This window comes from Acinetobacter sp. ACZLY 512, assembly GCF_023614015.1.
In the GTDB taxonomy this organism is placed as follows: Bacteria; Pseudomonadota; Gammaproteobacteria; order Pseudomonadales; family Moraxellaceae; genus Acinetobacter; species Acinetobacter soli.
Map to the genome: position 1 here is coordinate 78,163 of NZ_JAKIVI010000010.1, position 19,051 is coordinate 97,213.

21 protein-coding genes are annotated in these 19,051 nt (G+C 36.7%); 14 read left to right on the forward strand and 7 right to left on the reverse strand.

Annotated features, from left to right (window positions below; translation table 11 throughout):
• Positions 1-111 precede the first annotated feature (111 nt).
• Positions 112-675, forward strand: a complete 564-nt coding sequence (gene ahpC / locus L2096_RS11870; protein ID WP_004938324.1) for an alkyl hydroperoxide reductase subunit C — start codon at positions 112-114, stop codon at positions 673-675.
• A gap of 418 nt (positions 676-1,093) precedes the next feature.
• Here ahpC and L2096_RS11875 read toward each other — a convergent pair whose 3' ends face one another.
• From L2096_RS11875 to L2096_RS11890, 4 genes are read right to left on the reverse strand one after another with little or no spacing between them, the layout of a single operon-like run.
• Positions 1,094-1,876 (reverse strand): SDR family oxidoreductase, encoded by a 783-nt coding sequence (locus tag L2096_RS11875; RefSeq protein ID WP_250365476.1) that lies wholly within the window; start codon positions 1,874-1,876, stop codon positions 1,094-1,096.
• A 17-nt stretch (positions 1,877-1,893) separates the two neighbouring features.
• The gene (locus L2096_RS11880; RefSeq protein WP_250365477.1) at positions 1,894-2,562 is read right to left on the reverse strand and encodes an iron-containing redox enzyme family protein; all 669 of its coding nucleotides are present in this window, start codon (positions 2,560-2,562) and stop codon (positions 1,894-1,896) included.
• 11 nt (positions 2,563-2,573) lie between these two features.
• The gene (locus L2096_RS11885) at positions 2,574-4,025 is read right to left on the reverse strand and encodes an AMP-binding protein (protein WP_250365478.1); all 1,452 of its coding nucleotides are present in this window, start codon (positions 4,023-4,025) and stop codon (positions 2,574-2,576) included.
• Complete coding sequence (locus tag L2096_RS11890; RefSeq protein WP_004938333.1) at positions 4,015-4,686, reverse strand: thermostable hemolysin; 672 nt, start codon at positions 4,684-4,686, stop codon at positions 4,015-4,017. The genes L2096_RS11885 and L2096_RS11890 overlap by 11 nt, the downstream gene beginning before the upstream one ends.
• Before the next feature lie 356 nt (positions 4,687-5,042).
• Here L2096_RS11890 and L2096_RS11895 point away from each other — a divergent pair, with 356 nt between their 5' ends.
• Positions 5,043-5,405, forward strand: coding sequence for a cupin domain-containing protein (locus L2096_RS11895; RefSeq protein ID WP_250365479.1), 363 nt, complete (start codon positions 5,043-5,045; stop codon positions 5,403-5,405).
• Between the two features lie 183 nt (positions 5,406-5,588).
• Here L2096_RS11895 and L2096_RS11900 read toward each other — a convergent pair whose 3' ends face one another.
• Positions 5,589-5,999, reverse strand: coding sequence for a hypothetical protein (locus tag L2096_RS11900; protein WP_250365480.1), 411 nt, complete (start codon positions 5,997-5,999; stop codon positions 5,589-5,591).
• Positions 6,000-6,312: 313 nt separating this feature from the next.
• On the opposite strand from L2096_RS11900, the gene L2096_RS11905 reads away from it, so the two are divergent.
• The 10 genes from L2096_RS11905 to L2096_RS11950 all read left to right on the forward strand — a co-directional run bounded on the left by L2096_RS11905 (position 6,313) and on the right by L2096_RS11950 (position 14,983).
• Positions 6,313-6,624: a hypothetical protein gene (locus L2096_RS11905; RefSeq protein ID WP_250365481.1), complete on the forward strand. Its 312-nt coding sequence runs from the start codon at positions 6,313-6,315 to the stop codon at positions 6,622-6,624.
• A complete protein-coding gene (locus L2096_RS11910) occupies positions 6,621-7,082 on the forward strand; it encodes a hypothetical protein (protein ID WP_250365482.1) in 462 nt (153 codons plus the stop codon). The genes L2096_RS11905 and L2096_RS11910 overlap by 4 nt, the downstream gene beginning before the upstream one ends.
• Positions 7,083-7,241: 159 nt before the next feature.
• Positions 7,242-7,736, forward strand: a complete 495-nt coding sequence (locus tag L2096_RS16110) for a hypothetical protein (protein WP_350028485.1) — start codon at positions 7,242-7,244, stop codon at positions 7,734-7,736.
• A gap of 14 nt (positions 7,737-7,750) precedes the next feature.
• Positions 7,751-8,134, forward strand: coding sequence for a hypothetical protein (locus L2096_RS11920; RefSeq protein WP_250365483.1), 384 nt, complete (start codon positions 7,751-7,753; stop codon positions 8,132-8,134).
• 254 nt (positions 8,135-8,388) lie between these two features.
• The gene (locus L2096_RS11925; protein ID WP_250365484.1) at positions 8,389-8,670 is read left to right on the forward strand and encodes a hypothetical protein; all 282 of its coding nucleotides are present in this window, start codon (positions 8,389-8,391) and stop codon (positions 8,668-8,670) included.
• Positions 8,671-9,270: 600 nt separating this feature from the next.
• Positions 9,271-9,561 carry a hypothetical protein gene (locus L2096_RS11930; protein ID WP_004938349.1) on the forward strand — a complete coding sequence of 97 codons (291 nt, stop codon included), beginning with the start codon at positions 9,271-9,273 and terminating at the stop codon, positions 9,559-9,561.
• Between the two features lie 435 nt (positions 9,562-9,996).
• On the forward strand, positions 9,997-10,530 hold the full coding sequence (locus L2096_RS11935) for a fimbrial protein (RefSeq protein WP_104124914.1): 534 nt from the start codon (positions 9,997-9,999) through the stop codon (positions 10,528-10,530).
• An 85-nt stretch (positions 10,531-10,615) separates the two neighbouring features.
• A complete protein-coding gene (locus tag L2096_RS11940) occupies positions 10,616-11,350 on the forward strand; it encodes a fimbrial biogenesis chaperone (protein WP_250365485.1) in 735 nt (244 codons plus the stop codon).
• Positions 11,351-11,408: 58 nt separating this feature from the next.
• Complete coding sequence (locus L2096_RS11945; protein ID WP_235471798.1) at positions 11,409-13,970, forward strand: fimbria/pilus outer membrane usher protein; 2,562 nt, start codon at positions 11,409-11,411, stop codon at positions 13,968-13,970.
• Positions 13,967-14,983: a fimbrial protein gene (locus L2096_RS11950; RefSeq protein WP_004938357.1), complete on the forward strand. Its 1,017-nt coding sequence runs from the start codon at positions 13,967-13,969 to the stop codon at positions 14,981-14,983. Before L2096_RS11945 ends, L2096_RS11950 begins: the two co-directional genes overlap by 4 nt.
• Before the next feature lie 485 nt (positions 14,984-15,468).
• Here L2096_RS11950 and L2096_RS11955 read toward each other — a convergent pair whose 3' ends face one another.
• Both L2096_RS11955 and L2096_RS11960 read right to left on the reverse strand, forming a co-directional pair.
• Positions 15,469-15,708, reverse strand: coding sequence for a hypothetical protein (locus L2096_RS11955; protein ID WP_250365486.1), 240 nt, complete (start codon positions 15,706-15,708; stop codon positions 15,469-15,471).
• A 1-nt stretch (position 15,709) separates the two neighbouring features.
• On the reverse strand, positions 15,710-16,342 hold the full coding sequence (locus L2096_RS11960; protein WP_250365487.1) for a hypothetical protein: 633 nt from the start codon (positions 16,340-16,342) through the stop codon (positions 15,710-15,712).
• Positions 16,343-16,567: 225 nt separating this feature from the next.
• On the opposite strand from L2096_RS11960, the gene L2096_RS11965 reads away from it, so the two are divergent.
• Together L2096_RS11965 and L2096_RS11970 are read left to right on the forward strand one after the other, a co-directional pair.
• The gene (locus L2096_RS11965) at positions 16,568-16,849 is read left to right on the forward strand and encodes a helix-turn-helix domain-containing protein (RefSeq protein ID WP_076032343.1); all 282 of its coding nucleotides are present in this window, start codon (positions 16,568-16,570) and stop codon (positions 16,847-16,849) included.
• Positions 16,849-19,011 carry a Mu transposase C-terminal domain-containing protein gene (locus L2096_RS11970; protein ID WP_250365488.1) on the forward strand — a complete coding sequence of 721 codons (2,163 nt, stop codon included), beginning with the start codon at positions 16,849-16,851 and terminating at the stop codon, positions 19,009-19,011. Before L2096_RS11965 ends, L2096_RS11970 begins: the two co-directional genes overlap by 1 nt.
• Positions 19,012-19,051: the final 40 nt, after the last annotated feature.

The window sequence follows — 19,051 nt, forward strand, 5'->3', positions numbered from 1 at the left end:
CCGATATTGTTTATGCAAAAATACTATTTCCCCAATAAGTCAAAGTTCTTTATTCTATTTTAAGTTTTAAAGTTAACGATAACATCTCATTCATGATATATGGAGAAATTGATGAGCTTAATTAATACTGAAGTTAAACCATTTAAAGCAACAGCTTACCATCAAGGTCAATTTGTTGAAGTCACTGAAGCCGATCTTAAAGGCAAATGGTCTGTTGTATTCTTCTATCCTGCAGACTTTACTTTTGTTTGTCCAACAGAATTAGAAGATTTGGCTGACAACTACGAAGCATTCAAAAACCTTGGTGTTGAAATTTATGGTGTTTCTACTGACACGCATTTCACACACAAAGCTTGGCACGACACTTCAGAAGCAATCAAAAAAATCCAATACCCATTAGTAGGCGATCCAACTTGGACGCTCTCTAAAAACTTTGACGTGTTAATCGAATCTGCTGGTCTTGCTGACCGCGGTACATTCGTGATCGACCCAGAAGGTAAAATCCAAATCGTTGAAATCAACGCAGGTGGTATTGGTCGTGACGCTCAAGAACTTCTTCGTAAAGTAAAAGCAGCGCAATACGTTCACGCTCACCCAGGTGAAGTATGCCCAGCTAAATGGAAAGAAGGCGAAGCAACACTTGCTCCTTCTATCGACCTTGTTGGTAAAATCTAATTTACCCACAGAAAAGGCCGCCCATTTGGGCGGTTTTTTTATTTAAAATATTTTAAAAAACCATTAAAAAAGCCCGCTTAACGGGCTTTTCAGCAACATGTAATATCAGCGTTACGGCGCTAATATTCTGATGTTTAACGCAGTCGTATTCAGGCTTACATATCTGTGTTCACCTGACTAAGTTATCCTTGAAGTCAGGAAGAATATGTTGGCCTTGAACTAACATTAGCACTGAAATACAAAACGGTCAATATTTAATCAGTTTAACGTCCTTTTTTAGTATCAATCAATCATATTAAATTTCAATTACTTAGTATTTAATCGTTTTGAAAATAACATTCCATCGCAATTTTTAACAATTGAGTAAAACAAAAAAAGGCTTTGTTTGATCACAAAACCTTGAGTGCCTATATATAACTTAGTGTCCTAATTGATGAATCAACGTGAGATGCTTACGCACGCCCTGATCAATCACATGCGGCATGATCGAATTCATCATGACAAAACCACGTTCAGGCCAACCAATGTAGATGGTTTGTTTGTCTTGCAAAATGGATTGCACGATCACTTTAGCCACCAGTTCTGGACTGTCTGCCTTGCTTCCCATCGCCTTCATCAAATCCATAGCTGCCTGACTGTTCATGGTGGTCTGGGTCGCGCGTGGCGCCACATAAAGTACCTGAATATTGCTATCTGCAAGCTCTCGTCTGAGTGCTTCGGAGAAGCCTCTTAAGGCAAACTTAGTGGCACAATAAGTGGTGTATCCTGCAAAACCCAATGAACCATAGATGGAACCAACATTGACAATCTTGGCCTGACCACCTGCATTTAATTTTGAAATCAAACCTGCTGTTAAGCTCATGGGCGCAGTGACATTTAAATGCACCAGTTTCTGAATTTGCTCAGGTGTTTGATGATCTAAAGTAGCAAAGCAATTTACTCCCGCGGCATTGATCAGCAGATTTAAGCCATCAATTTGCTGAGCAGTCTGAATGACCTTGTTTAGATCTTCAAAATTGAGTAAATCTGCACGCAGAACTTTGATTTGCCCCGTATATTTTTGCTGTAAAGACGATAAAGCATGGGTATTTCGCGCAATCGCCAAAACTTTAGCGCCTTCTTTACAAAGTGCATCACAGAGGGCAAGTCCGATTCCCCCACTTGCACCGGTTAGTACCACATGTGCATTCGATAATTGCATCCCTGTCACTCCTTTTTTTATGCAGCAAATCGCAGACCGAGCGCTGGAACTTGCTCGTACATCTGGGTATATAACGAGAACACGACTTTTGAACAATGAATAATGTCTTGTTGATCTTTTTCGTCGATCACACTGTTCATGAGTTTTTCAAAATTTTGCATGTGCGAAATATCTAAACTACCGTGCGACTTTAAGTAGCTAAATGCTTTATTCGGTAAGTTTAGATGTTGCTGAATTTTCTCTGCTGCTTCGGTGGCCACTGACACACTAGTGCCTTCAAGCACATTAACCATACCAAACAGCGCAATAGGGTTGACGCGTCTAACCTGATCAAATAAAAATGCCACCATCAATTCGATTGGCTGACACGGGCGGCTATTTTTCACAATCTCTGGATCTACACCGCAAGCTTTGAGGTCATTTAAAATCCACTGCTCGTGTCCTGCTTCTTCTTCAATATATTCGCAAATGGCAGGTTGCAACCAAGACAGACGCTCTGGAAGTTGTGCGCCTGCGGCCATCATGAGGGGTACTGTAAAGCGCACATGATGATAGGCCTGGCTTAAAAATGCACAGTACTGTTCAAGTGACAAACGGCTATTTAACGCATCTTCAATCAGGGAGGTTGAAAAAAGTTTCTGTCTTTCCTGAGCGGTTGCATTTTGAAGTTGTTGAAAAAATTGCATAGTAGATTCCTTTAAGCAGAAAAAACATGTTGAAAACGACGTGCGATTTCATCGCGACGCAATCGGCCATTTGCAGTGGCAAGTTGATTGTTGGGACTAAAGGGTTCTGTAAGCCGAACCCAGTGTTTGACCTGAGCGTAATCAGGCAACTGATGATTGGCATGTTGAATAATCTGATCGATCTGTTCGTTGGTAATGGCTGTATTCACCGGCCATAGCAGCGCGTAGTTTTCTGGTAAAGCTTCACCATAAACAAAAGCTTGCCCCACGACGCCCGTCTGGCTTAAAAGTGCTTCGACCCATTCAGGATTAACATTACGACCGAAACTGGTAATAAACTGATGTTTTTTACGACCACGAATGTATAAAAAGCCATCTTGGTCAAGATGTCCTAAATCACCTGTCGGCCAGTATGGGTCTGGCATTTGTGGATGATTCAGATAGCCAAGGCAGCGGTTATTGGCCACTAAAATTTCGCCGTCTTCAGCAATTTTGACCTGTACATGCGGTAAGGGTTTACCCACGCTCCCTGCACGATTCGCTTCTGGTGTATTTAACGCCACGACTGAAGCACACTCTGAAAGTCCGTAGCCTTGATAGACAGGTAATTGAAGTTTATTGGCTTTCTTGAGCAATTCTGGATTGACATGCCCACCGCCAACTGCAATAAACCGAAAGCATTCAGCGCGAATGAGTTTGGTGGAAACGGCTTCGACCAGCAAAGCAAGAAACTGAGGAACTAAAATCAGACTCTGTGGCTGTGAACTTTGAATAAATTTTGCGAAAGTTTGTATATCAACACTACTTGCGCCGCGTAATCCTAGTTCGGCTGCTTTGGCCAACTGGATGCTGCCGCCACGCATTAAAATGGCATAGCAGCCGATATTTTCAAGTAACACCGCTAGCGGCATTAGGGCTAAATGTGTTTCAGGCTGAGATGAAGCAATCGCCTGGCAGAGTGATTGCGCGACTGTTAGAATTTGTTCACTTCCTAAACACACAGCTTTGGGTTGACCCGTAGTGCCCGACGTAAAGGTTAATTTTTGAGTTGTTTCTGGTAAAGCAATGTGTAGAGGTGCTTTTAAACGCCAGTACCCCTGCTGTTTTTCATAGCTCGTATGACCCTCTAAAATAAAATCAGACTGAGTAATAATTAAATCGGCTTGAGAAATTTCAAGACAATATTGCAGTTGTGAATGGGTAAAAAATGGAGGCAATAATATGGTAGGAATATCAGCAAAAAGTAAAGCTAAATCCCAGAGAAATAAATCGACTGAGTTTTCTAAAAACAAAGCCACCATACGAGTTGACAGCTGTGTCAATTGTGTTTGTCTGGCTTGAATTTCCGACCAAAGCATTTTATAGGTGATCTCTTGATCCTGATCACGAAGTGCAACCACATTTGGAGCACTCAAGCTCAATTGCTGCAATCTGGATTTAAACTCGGTTAGTTTAGGCAACATGATCGATATCCTCACGAAGTGCTTCCAAACCCATTGCATTAAAGATGTTGAGCTGATTTAAATTAAACGCACATTGCATAACATCTGCTGCAAATACATGCGGATGATGGCTGTAATAACTTCCCCAGTGCTCATAACCATCTTCCAGTCGCTCGGGGTCGGCATCTCTTAAATCAAGCAAAGATAGACCCAACTTTTTGAAGCTGTTAATGAGATGGTGATGCCCTGTAAAACTCACCCATTTAAAATGATTCTGTGCCAGTATCCATGTGAGAAAGCCGATAATTAAACGCGAACTACCATGATGGATACCCGACAAATTCCCAACTTCAATTACCTGCTCACGCGTAAACACACGACCAGTTTTGTCATTGATCATTTGCTCGATTGGTTTATCTAAGTATTGCTCCAGAAAGAGTGTGTGAGTCGCAGCTAATCGAATTCCTACGACAGCTTGACAGTGCATATTGCAATCAAACACTGCCAAAAAGACTGGCATGAACTGATAAATTTCAGCTGCATAAATGGCACGAAAACGATCTTGTACAAACAGTTCACACTGTGATCTGAGTGGATGAGCTTCGTCCACACAAAACATATTGAGTTGTGCTTTTTTATCTTTCACTTCAATTGGAAAGTGTTCTTTAAATACTAGGCTCATTTGAATATTCCAAATATTCGATAAACTTAGTATCAAAATGAAAAATGAAGAGATTCTTAGGAAAACTTAAAAAATACTCAGTGTGATTATATTTTTTTGTAATTAAGCTAATTTTAAGATAAATAATATTTCATAAAAATTAAATACTTAAATAAAATATGATTTTAAAACCTTGTTAACGATTCATCATATTTTAATTAAAAATCATTATAAAATGAGAACGCATACCATTTAAAATTATCATCGTGATATTTTAGTTATGATCATGTTAAACTAATTTTAATTGAATATTCAAAAATAATAATCAGACCGTATCAATTAGACGTATAATTTCAAAAATTTCTTTGGGGAACGTTATGTCATCTATTTATTTGGCAGGCTCTGGCCAAACTGTTGCTAATGTAAGTGTAGACTATCCGCGACCTGACCGTTTAGTCAGTGGCAATCCGAAGCGCCTAACCTATGATCTTTATCAACATCCCGCAATGAACTGTGGTATCTGGGAATGTGAAGTTGGGTCATGGAATATTCAGTTCAGTCCGCATAAACAAGAATTTTTTAGCGTTATTTACGGAAAAGTACGCATTCATGATGCTCAATCAGAGCAATTTATCGAGGTTGCTGCCGGTGAAGCGGGCATTATTCCTCCAAACTTTCAGGGTCGTTTTGAAGTGGTAGAACAAGTCAAAAAGTATTTCGTGATTGTGGATGTAAGTTAAAGATTTTTATTGAGTATTTATAATGAACTCCCTCTTTTATGAGGGAGATTAAGAATTTTTAAATCTAAAATCAATAATAAGAGCACTACGTTGACATGGTAGTGGTCTAAAAGTTATTTGACTTTAAAATCCTTGGTCAGATTTATTCAAAAATAATATCTGAGAATTACTACCTCAACAGACTCAAGGTTCCGAATTATTGACAGGAATTAATACACCTTTGCCTGTAGTTGTATTCTGAATAAATAAGTCAAAAGAGGATGTTATGGATTCATCAAATCGTTTTTGCCTTGAAAAAAAATATTTGATGAGTTCAATGTGGTAATTAAAAAAATCGTCTCTATTAAAGAACTGATCAGGTTTCTTAAGAGAGTTCACAAATAGTTGATAAATGGGATCATCTGGACGACCGGCATATAGCGAAAAATGTGCATGCATGGGTTCAATTACTTCATATTCAATCAGATGTTGTTTAATTGAAACATGAACGATTTCGACTTTATTCAACATATAAATTGAAATAAAAGCTGTACCTGTAGCAGGCTGAGTTGTTTTATTATTCTGAAAGTAAAAACATCTAGCCTCTTGTGCCATTTGCAAAAAATCCCAACATTTTCGCTTGGCATACGCTTGTAAAATAAGAAAGAAATAATGCATTAAGCATCACATCACCAGATACGGTAATAGCGCCATACTCCCAGTATTTTATTTTCTTGTAATGAGAGATATAGGTTTTGGGTGGGAGATTGGTTTCCGGAGCACATTCGATCGTAAAGCGTTGATCACTCGCTAAAAAAATCTAATCTTGTATATTTATGGCAACAGTCAATGTCATTTTTATCGTTGAGTTGGCTAAAATTAGAGTTTGAATAATTATCACATAATAAACAATTCAAAGGCTTAAAAAATGAGCGGAAAATTTGAAGTAAAGGCAGGTCAACATCAGTTCTTATCGGGCCAGCAAGTCGTTGCTGATATCCCATATATACCAACCTTTAATAAAGATGGTTATATTCTGGAGTTTGATGTCAGGCATAAGATTGATAACGAGCTTCTTGAGAAGGCACCAACTTACAGTTTAATTGACTCAAAAGGTACTGTACGTATGGGAGAAGTTTCAAAAGACGGTATAATCCAGATAACCTCAGCCGATAAAGAAGAAAAATATACCTTGATGGTGCATAAATATGATGCTGAGTCTAAGGAGCAGAACGAATGACGTATACAGCAAGATTAAAAGTCTTCTGCGATGATAAAAACATCTTATCTAACTTGAGATACAACTATAACAACACATCATCAAATTATACCCATGGAGGAAAATTAGATTCCAACGGGTGTACCAAAGTTTATCAATGCAATAAGCTTGATCTTATCTTTGTAGAGCTGACATTTAATCATCATAAACTTGCACGAATTCGAATACCAGCACTCGAAAATGGAGAGTTCAATCAATCGACATTCAAATTAAAATCAACAAGTGGAACAACAAAAAAAGCTGAGTCAAACAAAGTTCCTGTAAGAGTTAAAAATGAACTCGAAATTGCCTTAGACAATTTAAACGGAACAGCGGTTTATTTTGGCAATAATTTTTTGATTCACGATGCCAATCTACGTGCTGCATACATGCGTGAAATTCAAAAAATGAGTAATGGTTATCTAGAAGCCGTTAAGTAGGGCAAGATAAGCGTTAAAGAGGCTGCACTTGAAGCAACAGAACTCAGAAATCAAATTTTAGATGCAACGCGTAAAAAGAACTCAGCCATTGGACTGGCCATCTCTCAAAAAGAAAAGGCTGCCGGAAAAACTCTAGAGCAAATTTTAGAATATTACGCAATGGAAATTAAAGATCCAAATAAATTCAAAGCACTTAGACCTAATCGTAGCGCAATAGACAAACACATTAAAAACTATATACAGTCAGGTTACTCTTACTTTGATAAATTATCTGAAGTGGATAGGAATAGGGTTTATTACAGTGTTCTCAAGGGATCGGGAAAATCAAATAAATCGTTTAATGGAAAAATCAAATGGATGCGTGCATCTGGTCGTGTTCTGGTTGTTGTCTCATTTGCTTATGCCGGTTATGAAATTTATAACGCAGACAATAAAGAAAAGGAAATATACAAACAAGGTGCCACATTAGGTGCTGGTATTGCTGGCGGTGCAGCGGGTGGAGCGATTGCTGGCGGAATTTGTGGGCCAGGTTCCCCTATTTGTTCGACAGTGGGTGTCATCATTGGCGGAGTAATCGGCGGAATCACAGCGTATCAACTGGTCGAGGCATTTGATGAAGAACTTGAAGCTTTTACCAAATGGACACTTTTCTAAATTTGGAATTAAAAATGTTTAAATTATTAAAAAAAATTTTTGGGATAAAAAAGACTATTGATGATTATCAGCGACCAAAAGTTGTTAGTTTTAAATTTGATAACGAAAAAATTACTGCTCATTATGATATTTTAGAGCCTCGTAATATTTTTTATAAACAATTAACATCTATATATATAATATTTTTAGACTTTGATTATCCAGTTCCATTGTGGACATTTGTTTCAGATGATTACTCTATACAAATTCCCAATGACTACCCTACTGATATACAAAGACTTATTGATATTCTATCGAATCACTTAGAAGGCTTTAATGAGCACTCTCACCAAGAAATCATCACGGCAATGGGTGCAACAAGTGGACTTTTTCATATTTGGGTAAAAGATAATAAATAATTGGGTGCAACATTGGATATGAGTATTGCTGGTGGTGCCGCGGGAGGAGTGATTGCAAGAGCAATCGCGGAATTACAGCGTATCAACTGGTCGAGAAATTTGACGAAGAACTTGAAGCTTTTACAAAATAGACCTTATTTTAAGTCTTGGAATTAAATATGTTTAATGTATTAAAAAATCTTTTTAGAAAAAAAGAGAATAATATTTAAATAAAAGAAGCAAAAATCATTAGATTCGAGTTCGATAATGAAAGAATGATTGCTGAATATGACACGATAGACACACGGAAAATTTATTACAGAGATTTAAAATCTGTATTTATTATTTTCTATGATGAATACTTTCCTATTCCATTGTGGAATTTTGTATCTGATGAGTATTATATTAGCATTTCAAAAAATTATGCTACTGATATACAAAGCCTTATTGATATTCTATCCAAGCAATTAGATTGCTTTGATGAGCAATCTCATCAAGAAATCATCAATGCAATGGGTGCAACAAGTGGACTTTTTCACATATGGAGTAAAAGATAATAAAAAGTTGAGTAGCATTATAATTTATTTTTGAAATAACTTATTCTAATAAACCTAGATCTAATTGATAGACTTTATTGTTAAAAAATATTTGTGGATGAGATTTCCTTAAAATACTAAAAATTATATATAAATATATAGTTGATTTAATTCAGTAAAATTATCTAACATAGCTATATATGAATTTCCTAATCAGTTTCATAAAAATGCTAAGTTTCATTTTTTATTTTATATAACATCTTACTTAAAAGTTGATAATGCATAATCACTTAGTACTATTGAACATCACTGCTCGAGTTTGAGATTTGGATTAGTATATTAAACAATCGCTACATCCCCTTATTTTTTGAAGTCACTTTATTTTAAGACTTAAGTTAATTTAAATTTAAGTGATCCAAATTGACTATTCTTATAAAAGTGTGACTTTATTATCGATTAAACAAATTAACCGTAAAACATTAACCAATTATTTAAATAAGAAATTAATGAGATTTTAGTCACACATTATTCAATATTTTTTCTAAAATTAATTTTTATATTGTTTTTAAATAAAATTTACTGTATCTCTAATATTAACTATTTAATAAATAGGTATATAAAATGAAAAATAATATATTTAAATTTATGATCATAGTGGTAACTTCTATTTCACCACTATTGTGTCATGCAGATAACACAATAACATTTAAAGGAAATATTGTTGAAGACACATGCTCTACATCAAATATTGAAAAAGAGTGTACTCAAATCAATACTCTCAATATAACTATCGATACTCAATTTTTAAATCAAGACAATATTTTAAACTTGGCAGAACATACTGAAAAAATGGATACAAGTATTGAAACAATAACTGCTAATAAAAAAGTAGTAGTTCTAAGTTATCACTAAAATGATTAGTCTAGGTTTGTAGCTCTTGGTGAAGTGCTCAACACATGAATCATTAAAAATTGTTTGTAGTTCAATCAAAACGATAAATAATTCCACTTTTCTCGTGAAAAATGACAAATTTTTCACATTTTTTCAAAAAATAGATAATTTTTCTTGTATAATTTTAAAGTATATCTTGTTTCTGTCATTTTTGTATGTAGTTTTCCTACATATTAATTAAAATCTAAATATTATTTCAAAACATATAGTTAGATCAAGGTTAAAATACTCAAGTTAAATCAAAAAGTATCAGTATTCTGCTTTCCACTTAAAATAGTGTGACATGGTTTGCATTTTGTTAAAAAAGTGTTATTATCATCGCATTACTTTTCAGGATGCTAACCTCTGGAAAAGTAAGAGATTAAACTTTTATCCAGACTTTTTTGAGAAAACACTATGAAAAAACTTGCCTTAATCGCTGCTCTTTCGGTTGTAGGGATTGCGAATGCTCAAGCGGCTGATGGTACAATTACAATTAATGGCTTAGTAACAGATAAAACTTGTAATATCGTAACACCTGCTGGTAAAGACTTCACAGTTACTCTTCCAACTGTTTCTAAACAAACTTTAGCAGCTGCCGGAAATGTTGCTGGTCGTACTCCTTTCCAAATCAAGTTAGCTAACTGTTCAGAAGGTAAAGTCGCAACTTATTTTGAACCTGGTGCAACTGTTGACTTTAATACTGGTCGTTTACTTAACCAAGACGCTAGTGGCGCTAAAAACGTTAATGTTCAACTTTTAGGTAACAATAACCAAGTAATTCCAGTTCTTGCTGCTGGTGCAAACGGTGCTCAAGCTAACTCACAATGGGTTGACGTAGCTGCAGCTGGTAGCGCAGATCTTAACTATTATGCTGAATACTATGCAACTGGTGCTTCTACTGCTGGTAAAGTGAACACTTCTGTTCAATATACAATTATCTATCAATAATTGATGGACGATAGGATTTCTATATACGTATAGAAATCCTATTTTGAGTAGCAATTTTCTAAACTTCATCGGCTGAGAATCTGAAATGAAATTGAACAATTATAATTTTTTGTTAGGTTTGACATTTGCTTCGGCGTTAGTTGTACCTGTCACTCATGCAGAAATTGTAATTCATGGTACTCGAGTAATTTATCCGTCAGATGCTCGTGAAGTGACGCTACAAGTTAGCAATAACGGTTCAAAACCATCACTGGTTCAGGCTTGGATTGACGAAGGTGATGCAAAAAGTACTCCTGACCAATCCAAAGTTCCTTTTATGATTGCTCCTCCAATTTCTCGTGTTGAAGCCACCAAAAGCCAGACTTTTCGTATTACGGCACTTCCTACTGCTTCTCAATTAAATCAAAAGCAAGAAACAGTTTTATGGTTGAACGTTTTGGATATTCCACCAAGACCAACATCAAAAAGTACAGAAACAACACCTGATAATTTTCTGCAATTAGCCATTCGTTCACGTATCAAGTTCTTTTATCGTCCTGCTTCGATTAAAGATGACGCGAATTTAGCAGCAGATAAACTTCAATGGGCTAAATCTGGCCAAAATTTAATGGTGAAAAATCCTACACCTTTTCATATCACAATGACTTCTATTTTTCAGAAGGTTGGCGATAAAAAAGTTGATTTATTACCTGAAGGGTTAATGGTTAAGCCTTTCTCTGATGCATCCGTTCAGCTTAAGAATGGCAATGTTCAGGATATGAGTTTTATTAATGTGAATGACTACGGTGGTCGAGTAGAACACCCAATAAAACTTCAATAATCAGATTTATATTTTTAATAAATTTAAGCACCTATTATGTGAGTAGGCGGACTTAGCTATGCCAAAAAAACGGCAAGAATCTTATAAATTATTAAAACGCCATATTTTTTATTATTTGGCTTCTGGCGTTGTTACAATGACAATGCCTGTATTCGTGCACGCTGAAGAAACAGCTGCGAGTGCTCCTGTCGAAGCTGAGTTTGATTCTGCTTTCTTAATTGGCGATGCCAAAAAAGTTGATATTTCTCGTTTTAAATATGGTAATCCCGTTTTACCTGGCGAATATAATGTTGACGTGTATGTAAATGGTCAATGGTTTGGTAAACGTCGAATGGTATTTAAAGCATTAGATTCGACACAACAAAATGCTATGACCTGCTTCACAGGAATGAATCTTCTAGAATATGGTGTAAAACAAGAGATTTTGTCTAAGCACGGTCCAGTTCAAAAAGAAAATAATACGTGTTACAAAATAGAAGATTGGGTAGAAAATGCATTTTATGAGTTTGATAATTCTCGCTTACGTGTAGATATCTCAATTCCTCAAGTTGCATTACAAAAAAATGCTCAAGGTTATGTCGATCCAAGTGTATGGGATCGCGGTATCAATGCTGGCTTTTTATCTTACAATGGTAGTGCTTATAAAACATTTACTAACTCTAACAATAGAAGTGAAACATCCAATGCCTTCATGGGGATTACAGCTGGACTAAATTTAGGTGGCTGGCAATTACGTCATAATGGTCAGTGGCAATGGCAAGATACTCCTGCTGAAAATCAGTCTAAATCAAGTTACGAAGAAACCAGCACCTATTTACAACGGGCATTTCCTAAATATCGTGGTGTTTTAACACTCGGTGATAGCTTTACTAACGGCGAAGTATTTGACTCTTATGGCTATCGTGGTATCGATTTTTCAAGTGATGATCGAATGTTACCAAATAGTATGTTGGGGTATGCTCCACGTATTCGTGGAAATGCCAAAACAAATGCAAAAGTGGAAGTTCGTCAACAAGGTCAGCTGATTTACCAAACAACTGTAGCACCAGGTAACTTTGAAATTAACGATTTATACCCTACTGGTTTTGGTGGAGAAATTGAGGTTACTGTTATTGAGGCAAATGGTGAAATACAAAAATTTGCCGTGCCTTATGCATCCGTTGTACAGATGCTACGCCCTGGTGTAAATCGTTATTCATTAACAGTTGGTCAATTCCGTGATAGTGATATTGATATCAATCCTTGGATAGTTCAAGGTAAATATCAACAAGGAATTAACAACTACTTAACTGGTTATACTGGAATTCAAGCTTCTGAAAACTATACAGCCTTATTGCTAGGTGCTGCTTTTGCAACCCCTATTGGTGCTGTTGCATTTGACGTTACCCACTCTGAAGCAGACTTCGAAAAACAAGCTTCTCAATCAGGTCAAAGTTTCCGTTTAAGTTATAGTAAGTTAATTTCTCCAACCAATACAAACTTAACACTTGCAGCTTATCGCTACTCAACAGAAAACTTTTATAAATTACGTGATGCTCTGCTGATTCGTGATTTAGAAGATAAAGGGATCAATACTTACGCTGCTGGTCGCCAACGCAGTGAATTCCAAATCACCTTAAACCAGGGTCTTCCTGAGGGTTGGGGTAACTTCTACATGGTAGGTTCATGGGTGGATTATTGGAATCGTAGTGAAACGACTAAACAATATCAAGTTGGTTATAGCAATAATTACCATGGCTTAACTTATGGCCTATCTGCAATTAACCGTCAAGTTGAATATGGTTCAAACACTCAATCGCGTGATACGCAGTACTTGATGACACTATCATTCCCAATGAATTTTAAAAGGAATTCAGTCAATGTCAACATTACTGCATCTGAAGATAGTCGTACAGTGGGTGCAAGTGGTACGGTGGGTGATCGCTTTAGCTATGGTGCTTCTATGTCGCATCAAGACTATACAAATCCATCGTTTAACGTAAATGGTCGTTATCGCACTAACTATGCAACTGTTGGTGGTTCTTATAGCGTAGCTGACTCTTATCAACAAGCGATGATGAGCTTAAGCGGTAGTGTTGTTGCCCATTCAGAAGGTGTTTTGTTTGGCCCTGAACAAGGACAAACGATGGTACTTGTTCACGCACCTGAAGCAGCAGGAGCAAAAGTGAGTAATACGGTTGGTCTAAGTATCAATAAAGCGGGTTATGCTGTAGTGCCATATGTTACTCCTTATCGTCTTAATGACATTACGCTTGACCCTCAAGAAATGTCAAGCAAAGTAGAACTTGAAGAAACGAGTCAACGAATTGCACCGTTTGCTGGTGCAATTGCTAAAGTGGACTTTGCAACCAAAACGGGTTATGCAGTTTATATTAATACTAAAACTGTAGATGGCAACAGCTTACCGTTTGCAGCACAAGTCTTTAATCAAAAAGACGAAGCTGTGGGTATTGTTGCACAAGGTAGTATGATTTACTTACGTACTCCACAAGCTCAAGATCGCCTCTATGTAAAATGGGGTGATGAAAGCAATGAGCGTTGTTCGGTTGAGTACAATGTGAGTAACCAGTTGCAAAATAAGCAACAAAGCGTGGTAATGACTGAGGCTGTCTGCAAATGAAAAGAATATTATTAACGGGTGCTCTATTTACCGCCGGTCTTGGAGTGTATGGTGAAGCTAATGCATACTGTACACTTAGTTCTGGTTTTACAACTGTTGATATTTCAATGGCTGTTGGCCGAGTCGTAGTACGTCCAAGTGACGCGGTTGGCAAAGTTCTAACAAAAGCCACTTTTCCTATTAATTCAAATGGTTCAACAGTACGTTGTACTTCATATAGCGATACCATTACAGCTTCCTTGACTCAAAACTATCCTTTAAGTCCTCTAGGAAATAGTATTTATTCTACAAATATTCCTGGTATCGGTATCCGTTTATATCGTGAAGCTGAAAATGCGAGTAACTTTTCTGGATACTATCCATATACCCGTAATTTGACTCCTGGAACTACCTATAACCTTGCTCAAGGTTATTTTGTTGTTGAGATCGTAAAAACTGCTACTCAGACAGGTTCTGGTACTTTGGTTCCAGGTTTATATAGTCGTTATTACGTTAATGGCAATACGAATCGCCCTTTTTTAACAAGCACTGTGTATGGCAATGCAATTACTATTGCTTCATCTTCATGTGAAATCCAAGGTAATATCAATAAAGTTGTACAGCTTCCTACAGTTACAAAGACTGGTTTCAAAGGTATTGGTTCAACTCAAGGTGAACAAACATTTGATATGAATATTCTATGTAATGGTGGTATTAATCCTACTGGTTACGAAGAGAAAAATCTGATTAGTTTAACTTATGACTATACTCAAGATGGAACCAATAATCAGGTTTTAACAAATACTGCCGCTGCTTCTGAGAAAGCAAATGGTGTAGGTGTTCAATTACTGTGGAACTATCAAAATAAAAATCAAGTTATTAAAAAAGGTGATAAATTAGCACTAGGTACTTTGTCTTCTAACCAAACACTTCAATATAACGTACCAATGACTGCTCGCTATTATCAAACAGCAACAAATGTGACTGCTGGCAAAGTTCGTGCAATGGCAACTGTAACGATCGAATATGATTAATCATATTTGATCGTTCCTTGATGAAGTAAAACTATAAAAATCAAGTGTAAATTTGACTTTATCAAAACTTTCTAAATTTTATATTAGTTAGGAATTATTATAAAAAAATGAGTATATTTAGCATTAATATAAATATGTTCATACGAGTAGTAAACTTAACTGATATTAATTTAATTCTTATAATTTATCTATTAAAGTATCAGCATATAGCACATTAAAATTTCTAGATGATGAACAATGAGCATCCAATTAGAAATGAGCATCTAATTAGATTTGATGCTCTCTTCTTAGTTGAATTTATTGTTCATTTCTGCAATGTTGTTGTCATTTTGTGAGTTTATATCTGTTTCTGCACTACTAAGATGTGGGATTGAGTGGGATATTGTGGGATTAAGTGGGACAGAAGGATTGATATATAAGAGTTTGAATTTTTTAGGTCATTAGGTAAAGCTGGATTAGAGCTTTACCTTTTTTTTGCACTAAATTTATCGTAGGTCAGATATTGAAGGAACTTTTACGAGTAATTTTGCACTACTCTTTTGAATGGAGGCTGATGTGATACAAGTCTCTATGAGTTCTTTGACTTGTTTAAATGAATCTGTATTACCGTTAACTTCTACTTCTAATTTGCAAGCACCAATTTCAAGACGAACTACAGCATGTGGCTTTTCATCGGTTACAGAATGTTGGTTGAAAAATTGAAGCAAATTATCTTTATCGGGCATGTTAAGCAGCACTCCTTACAAGTTGAATAGTTGTTTGCGCAATGGCTTTGTTATTTAAAGCATCGTCAATATATAACGTGTAAATAGCTATTATCAATAAAGTTTTTTTATCAGGCGACATAGATCGACGCGCGTTTTTTAGTTCATTTTCAACGTTAAAAATCGCTGTTGTAAGTAGCTGATTGTTAAAAGGTTGAATTTCCTTATCAACAAGTGCCGTATAAAGCATAACAATGAACTCAGATTTAGCGTCCGGTTGCATAGTTTTCTTTTGATCAAGTAAAGCTTGTTCAGTAGTTGCAAAAGCTTGCTGGAGCTTAGCTCTATCAATTTGAGCCGAGATAACAAGGCCTTCCTCAGTGAGGCGTGAATCATAAGACTGATTTTGTTGTTCAGCATCAGATTGAAATGGTTCCCCCTCTCCTGTGCTTAACCATTCATAAGAGCAACCTATCTTGTCAGACCAAGCTTTTACAGTTTTAGGAAGTGGCTTTTTTCCACGTGTCCTCGCCGATTGGAAAGCAGAACGATTGATTCCAATCCTTTCTGCCCAAGGATAAGGTCTCTCATCTCCAATTAGCTCATCCATTCTTTGCCAAAAACTCAGGTCTGAATCATTCAAATCTTTTTGCATATTCCCACCAGCTAAATGCAAAACATATATGCAAAAAAATATTTAGTTTTGCATAAAAATATTTCGTTTAAAATCAATTAAATACTCAAAATAAGAATATTTTGAATATTTTTAATATGCAAAATGGTTGATTTGAATATTTTTGCATATTAATATGATGTTAGATTCATTAAATGATGATTCTAACGGTTTAAAAAAATGCCTATTTAGGCTTAGGGAGTTCAAATGGGAATACTGCAATTACCCCCAAAAGAACAAGTTTGGGACAAGCATGCTATCAAAGCGGCTATTTATAGAAAGGGTAAAACCTTGTCTGATTTAGCCAGAGATCACGGCATTCCTGAACCAACGTTACGTAGTGCTCTAGTTAAGCCTACGAAAAATGCTGAACTGATTATTTCTCAGTTCTTAGAAATTCCGGTTCACGAACTGTTTCCAGATCGATGGACGGAAGAAAACAAGCGCATTTATCCAAGAACCTTAAAGCGTCAACTAGAGGTTCATTAATGGAATTATTCTATAGTATTCAGGAATTGGTTGATTTGCAATCCAATATTCAAAATCCTCAGTATCCAAATAACCGTCAAGGTTTTGAATACAGAGCGAAAAAGGAAAAATGGGAGTTTATTGAAGAAAAGTCTATTGGTAGAAATGGTTTCAAGAAAAAATTCCGAGTTCCGTTAGAGCTTGCTTTAGATATTCAAAATTATTTAAAGCCTCAAAACAATATGATTGCCGTCAATGCCTCAAAGCATGAAGTTGCTGTGGCAACTGTCGAAGCAACTTCTTTGATGAATTGGCAAAGAGAAGTTGCTGAAAATAGATTGATCATAGTTCGATATTTGCAAAAGCAAATAGACAAAGGAATAAAAAAAACGCCTGCTATTCATAGTTTTATTGATCAAGCTATCGAAGGTGTTTTACCTACTGAACTGCAAGAGGCTGTATCAAAGGCAAATGCTAAATCTGGAGCAAAGCGTGCTGTCAGTCGACGTACTATTTTTGACTGGATTAAAGCTGTTGATGATGCTGAAACACACAAAATTTCAGTGATTTCTGTTCTGGCACCTAAGCAACGACAAGTTGCCATTCCATCGTGGGCGGGAGCTTTACTTAAAGTTTGGAATCAACCACAGAAACCTATGTTAACAGTTTGTCTTGAAATGCTTCCTCAATTTCTTGATGCGAATGTTGAGTGTCCTAGCTATGCCCAAGCGTATCGTTTTTTAAATGAAAAGATGGGCAAAGTCGACGTGATGCGTGGACGCATGGGGCCTCGTGAGCTTAAGAACATCCGCCCTTTTATTCGACGGGATACTAGCTCACTTTTGCCAACAGATGTCTATACCGCTGATGGTCATTGTTTTGATGCAGAAGTGGCCCACCCTGCCCACGGCAAGCCGTTTCGCCCTGAGATTACATCGATTTTGGATGTGGCAACACGTCGCTTGGTTGGGTGGTCAATCTCTCTAGCGGAAAGCAGCTGGTGTGTTTTAGATGCGATTCGTATGGCTGCGGTGGAGTGTGGTATCCCTGCAATTTTCTATGTCGATAACGGTTCTGGTTACAAGAATGACATGCTGAAAGCTCAAAACCGCGGGGTCATGGCACGATTGAATACCGAAGTCAGTCATGCTTTGCCATACAACTCTCAAGCTAAAGGCATGATTGAGCGTAGCCATCAAACTTTGTGGGTCACGGCTGCAAAAAAACTGCCGACCTATATGGGAAAAGACATGGATGGTGAGGCAAGTAATGCAGTATTTAAGCTTACTCGTAAAGAAATTACGGAATTTGGCAAATCTAAACTCCTTATGTCTTGGGCTGATTTTATTGCTTATGCAACTCAGATTGTTGAGCAATACAACAATAAACCGCATAGCAGTTTAAAACGAATTGTCGATCCAGTGACGTTGAAGAAACGCCATCAAACTCCTTTAGAAGCTTGGAATGAGGCTTTAGAAAAAGGTGCACCGATTGATCAAGTTGAGGATTGGGACGCTGAAGATTTATTCCGCCCATATGAGGAACGTAAGGTCAGACGTGGAGAGATTGAATTATTTGGTAACCGCTACTTTAACAGGGAGTTAGAGCAATATCACGGTATTGAAGTTTTAGTGGGATACGACATTCACGATGCTGAAAAGGTTGTGGTACGTGATATGGATGGTCGTTTGATTTGTAATGCTATCTGGAATGCCAACAAACGTAATTACTTCCCTACTTCGAAAGTTGAGCAGGCACGTCAGAACCGAGCTGATGGTCGTTTACGTCGTCTTGCAGTCAAACAAGCAGAAGCGTTAGAGGAATTGAGTCCAAAGGCCATGCTTGAACATATCGAGAATCAAAATATTATTCCGTTTGATCAGGTCAAACGTCAGAGATTAATGGATGAGTTGGAAGCTTTGCCTATACAGCAAAAACAAGAAGACCTTGTATTTTTCAAAGATGTTCAATTGCCTGATGAAAGTCATTCAAAAGCTAATCAAGCTTCTATGACACCTATTGAACGCTGGATGTCTATTGATGAACAAATTTTAAATAAGGAGGAGATCAGTGAAGAAGACCAGGATTTTTGGAACTTATTCCAAATGTCCAAGAAGTTTAAACAACTTAGTTTAGATGACGAAACGCTCAAAACGTATTTAGAGCGTCGTCAGGTATCGTGATGGTATTCGCAGTACCAGCACAAAATTCAATCAAGAACAT

Coding starts and splice junctions, on each gene's coding strand:
- L2096_RS11895 (WP_250365479.1), top strand. CDS start 5,043: ATGTCATCTATTTATTTGGCAGGCTCTGGCCAAACTGTTGCTAATGTA.
- L2096_RS11920 (WP_250365483.1), top strand. CDS start 7,751: ATGTTTAAATTATTAAAAAAAATTTTTGGGATAAAAAAGACTATTGAT.
- L2096_RS11925 (WP_250365484.1), top strand. CDS start 8,389: ATGATTGCTGAATATGACACGATAGACACACGGAAAATTTATTACAGA.
- L2096_RS11885 (WP_250365478.1), bottom strand. CDS start 4,025: ATGTTGCCTAAACTAACCGAGTTTAAATCCAGATTGCAGCAATTGAGC.
- L2096_RS11890 (WP_004938333.1), bottom strand. CDS start 4,686: ATGAGCCTAGTATTTAAAGAACACTTTCCAATTGAAGTGAAAGATAAA.
- L2096_RS16110 (WP_350028485.1), top strand. CDS start 7,242: ATGGAAATTAAAGATCCAAATAAATTCAAAGCACTTAGACCTAATCGT.
- L2096_RS11875 (WP_250365476.1), bottom strand. CDS start 1,876: ATGCAATTATCGAATGCACATGTGGTACTAACCGGTGCAAGTGGGGGA.
- L2096_RS11930 (WP_004938349.1), top strand. CDS start 9,271: ATGAAAAATAATATATTTAAATTTATGATCATAGTGGTAACTTCTATT.
- L2096_RS11955 (WP_250365486.1), bottom strand. CDS start 15,708: ATGCCCGATAAAGATAATTTGCTTCAATTTTTCAACCAACATTCTGTA.
- L2096_RS11880 (WP_250365477.1), bottom strand. CDS start 2,562: ATGCAATTTTTTCAACAACTTCAAAATGCAACCGCTCAGGAAAGACAG.
- L2096_RS11965 (WP_076032343.1), top strand. CDS start 16,568: ATGGGAATACTGCAATTACCCCCAAAAGAACAAGTTTGGGACAAGCAT.
- ahpC (WP_004938324.1), top strand. CDS start 112: ATGAGCTTAATTAATACTGAAGTTAAACCATTTAAAGCAACAGCTTAC.
- L2096_RS11970 (WP_250365488.1), top strand. CDS start 16,849: ATGGAATTATTCTATAGTATTCAGGAATTGGTTGATTTGCAATCCAAT.
- L2096_RS11940 (WP_250365485.1), top strand. CDS start 10,616: ATGAAATTGAACAATTATAATTTTTTGTTAGGTTTGACATTTGCTTCG.
- L2096_RS11905 (WP_250365481.1), top strand. CDS start 6,313: ATGAGCGGAAAATTTGAAGTAAAGGCAGGTCAACATCAGTTCTTATCG.
- L2096_RS11945 (WP_235471798.1), top strand. CDS start 11,409: ATGCCAAAAAAACGGCAAGAATCTTATAAATTATTAAAACGCCATATT.
- L2096_RS11950 (WP_004938357.1), top strand. CDS start 13,967: ATGAAAAGAATATTATTAACGGGTGCTCTATTTACCGCCGGTCTTGGA.
- L2096_RS11960 (WP_250365487.1), bottom strand. CDS start 16,342: ATGCAAAAAGATTTGAATGATTCAGACCTGAGTTTTTGGCAAAGAATG.
- L2096_RS11900 (WP_250365480.1), bottom strand. CDS start 5,999: ATGGCACAAGAGGCTAGATGTTTTTACTTTCAGAATAATAAAACAACT.
- L2096_RS11910 (WP_250365482.1), top strand. CDS start 6,621: ATGACGTATACAGCAAGATTAAAAGTCTTCTGCGATGATAAAAACATC.
- L2096_RS11935 (WP_104124914.1), top strand. CDS start 9,997: ATGAAAAAACTTGCCTTAATCGCTGCTCTTTCGGTTGTAGGGATTGCG.